At 60.9% G+C, this 2449-nt stretch carries 4 protein-coding genes; 3 read left to right on the plus strand and 1 reads right to left on the minus strand.

Annotation, left to right across the window (positions count from 1 at the left end; translation table 11 throughout):
* The first annotated feature begins 213 nt into the window (after nucleotides 1-213).
* The 3 genes from EOA33_RS32295 to EOA33_RS32305 all read left to right on the plus strand — a co-directional run bounded on the left by EOA33_RS32295 (nucleotide 214) and on the right by EOA33_RS32305 (nucleotide 2098).
* Nucleotides 214-591: a TIGR02301 family protein gene (locus tag EOA33_RS32295; RefSeq protein ID WP_126055696.1), complete on the plus strand. Its 378-nt coding sequence runs from the start codon at nucleotides 214-216 to the stop codon at nucleotides 589-591.
* A 348-nt stretch (nucleotides 592-939) separates the two neighbouring features.
* Nucleotides 940-1197: a hypothetical protein gene (locus tag EOA33_RS32300; RefSeq protein ID WP_126059159.1), complete on the plus strand. Its 258-nt coding sequence runs from the start codon at nucleotides 940-942 to the stop codon at nucleotides 1195-1197.
* Nucleotides 1198-1300: 103 nt separating this feature from the next.
* Nucleotides 1301-2098: a hypothetical protein gene (locus EOA33_RS32305; protein WP_189347552.1), complete on the plus strand. Its 798-nt coding sequence runs from the start codon at nucleotides 1301-1303 to the stop codon at nucleotides 2096-2098.
* A gap of 12 nt (nucleotides 2099-2110) precedes the next feature.
* On the opposite strand, the gene EOA33_RS39440 is transcribed toward EOA33_RS32305, so the two are convergent.
* Nucleotides 2111-2449 (minus strand): hypothetical protein (locus tag EOA33_RS39440; protein WP_190234437.1); only part of this gene is annotated, 339 nt, incomplete at its 5' end.

Consider the following 2449-nt stretch of genomic DNA (forward strand, 5'->3'; position numbering starts at 1 on the left):
GCGGCGAGCCGGTGGCCAGGGACGATGCCGAGGCCGCGGCGTTCTATTCGCTTGCCGAGATGGTAACCATGCCGCTGGCGGGAGACGTTTTCGAGGTGGCGGAGGAATTGCTCGGGTCTCAGAAAAATACAGGAGCGTAGGGCCGCGAAAATCGCCTTGCAGGCGACAAAATGTTTCGCCACAAAGCCTTATCCTCGCCACGACAAGGTCCCGATGACCCGCGCCTCGCCTCTCCTTGCCGCATGCCTTGCCGCCAGCATGGCGCTGACGGCTTGGCCGGCGTTCCCCGCCGAGGCGCCGTTCGAACCAGGGCTGATGCGGTTGGCGGAAGTGCTGGGATCGCTTCATTTCCTGCGCAATCTCTGCGGCGAGAAGGGCGACCAGTGGCGGGTCGAAATGGAAAAGCTGCTGGCATCGGAAAACCCCGACCCTGAGCGGCGGGCCCGCTTCATCGCTTCGTTCAACCGCGGCTACCGTTCCTTCGGCGGCACCTATACGCAATGCACGGCCTCGGCTACGGAAGCCATCAGCCGCTACATGAAGGAAGGCGAGACGCTGTCGCGCGACATCGCCTCGCGCTACGGCAACTGACGGCATCCGGCCTCCCGCCCCCTCGCCACCCACAGGTTTTCAGAACCAGCGCTTGTCTATGCCGCCATCTTGGTGCAATCCTTATGTTGCACTTCTGCAACAGCGTTAACGAAACGTTACGGTGCGGATGTGAAATTAACTCAAACTGAAGGTTTTGGTGCCGCTCGCCGGCCTAATCGGCTAAGTTTGGAAACTATCGAACGCAGGCTTTTGCAACGCGACGGATTTTGTCGGGTATGACCCCAAAAATGTCGTATTTACAAACGGTTACTCAAGCCCGCGTGTGAAAGGGACAGCCCAGGCCCGGTCCGCACAAAGGATCGCCGCATGAACAGGGTGGACATCGCAATGGAACATGCCGTCAACGACATCGACGCGTTGGTCAGGGAGGAGAAGCGCCTGACCGCCGTGGAAAGCCATAGCGAGGCGTGGGCGGAAGGGCTGTCGGCCGGCATCGAGCCGGAAATCATCGCCGAGGCAGCGCTTGAAACCGCGTTTGGCGAGATGCTGCGCGCAAATGGCGAAACCTCGGCTCTTGCCCTGCTCGATCGCATGCGTGAAAAGGTGATCGCCGGCGCCTTCGAACCGGAGCGGCTGAAGCACTGAGCCCGGTTCTTTGACGGCGGCGCGCCGTTTGGGCATCATTGCATCAAAGGCACCCAACCGGCCCGAGCAGCCCGGCGGGCTTGGGCACATGGAGAGGCAGGCGGTGAATTTTTCGACCTCAGGCCAGCCGCGCGGCCTGGTTTTCAGCCTCTGGCTTGCCGCCTTCTGCGCCGCGATTCCGCTGGCGCTCAGCCTCACGATCAGCCCTGCCCATGCCCTGAGCGAGATCAAACGCGAGGACCTGCCCTCGCCGGCGACACCATCGGCCGATGACGACATGGCGCCGCCCGGCAGCGCCGTGCCGATGCCCGATCCGCTCGGCACGACCCCGCCCGCCACCAGCCAGCCGGGCAACGCGCCCGAGGAGAGCCAGCCGGAAGGGCCTGCGAACGACGGCGGTACCGCCAGCCCGAACTCCGACCCGGACGCACCGCCGCCGGAAGTCGTCTACGACCTCGCCAAGCTGCCGGAACCGGTCAAGCGCATGCATGATCTGATCGTCGAGGCCTGCCGGAGCGGCGACATCGAGAAGCTCAGGCCGCTGATCGGCAAGGGCGATTCGATGACACAGCTGTCGCTGGGCGACATCGAGGGCGATCCGATCACCTTCCTCAAGGGGCTTGCCGGCGACTCGGAGGGTCAGGAAATCCTCGCCATCATGGAAGAGGTGCTGAGCGCCGGCTACGTCCATGTCGATGCCGGCACGCCGCAGGAACTCTATGTCTGGCCGTATTTCTTCGCCCTGCCGCTCGACAAGCTCGACGCCAAGCAGCGGGTCGAGCTGTTCAAGATCGTCACCGCCGGCGACTATAACGACATGAAGCAGTTCGGCGCCTACATCTTCTACCGCGTCGGCATTACGCCGGCCGGCCAGTGGATGTTTTTTGTTGCCGGAGATTGACAATCCGCACGTTTAATTTCTTCCGCATTTCACCCTAGCGGCATTGTCCATAACCTCGTCGGCATAGAAGTAGAAGTTCATGAAGTCTTCGGTGATGCCCATGGCTTCGGCGGTCTCAATGCATTCTTGCACGGCTTCTCCAGAGCCTTTAGAGGCAGCCAGGCATGCTCTTACTTTTTTGCCCCCAGGTTGAGCAATCTCCGGTGACGACAAGCGATGCATCAATCGATCATCGCTTCCACGGCTGCCGCGGCCAAAAATCTTCATTTGAAGCATCAATGATACTTTATTGCGATCCATATCATATTTATGCAAATCGTCCAGGACAATTGTCCCGTTCTCTATATATAC

The sequence above is a fragment of the Mesorhizobium sp. M4A.F.Ca.ET.050.02.1.1 genome (genome assembly GCF_003997725.1).
Classification (GTDB): domain Bacteria; phylum Pseudomonadota; class Alphaproteobacteria; order Rhizobiales; family Rhizobiaceae; genus Mesorhizobium.

Bases quoted from the DNA above. Each gene is read 5' to 3' on its own strand.
- EOA33_RS32295 (WP_126055696.1), top strand. From the start codon at position 214: ATGACCCGCGCCTCGCCTCTCCTTGCCGCATGCCTTGCCGCCAGCATG.
- EOA33_RS32300 (WP_126059159.1), top strand. From the start codon at position 940: ATGGAACATGCCGTCAACGACATCGACGCGTTGGTCAGGGAGGAGAAG.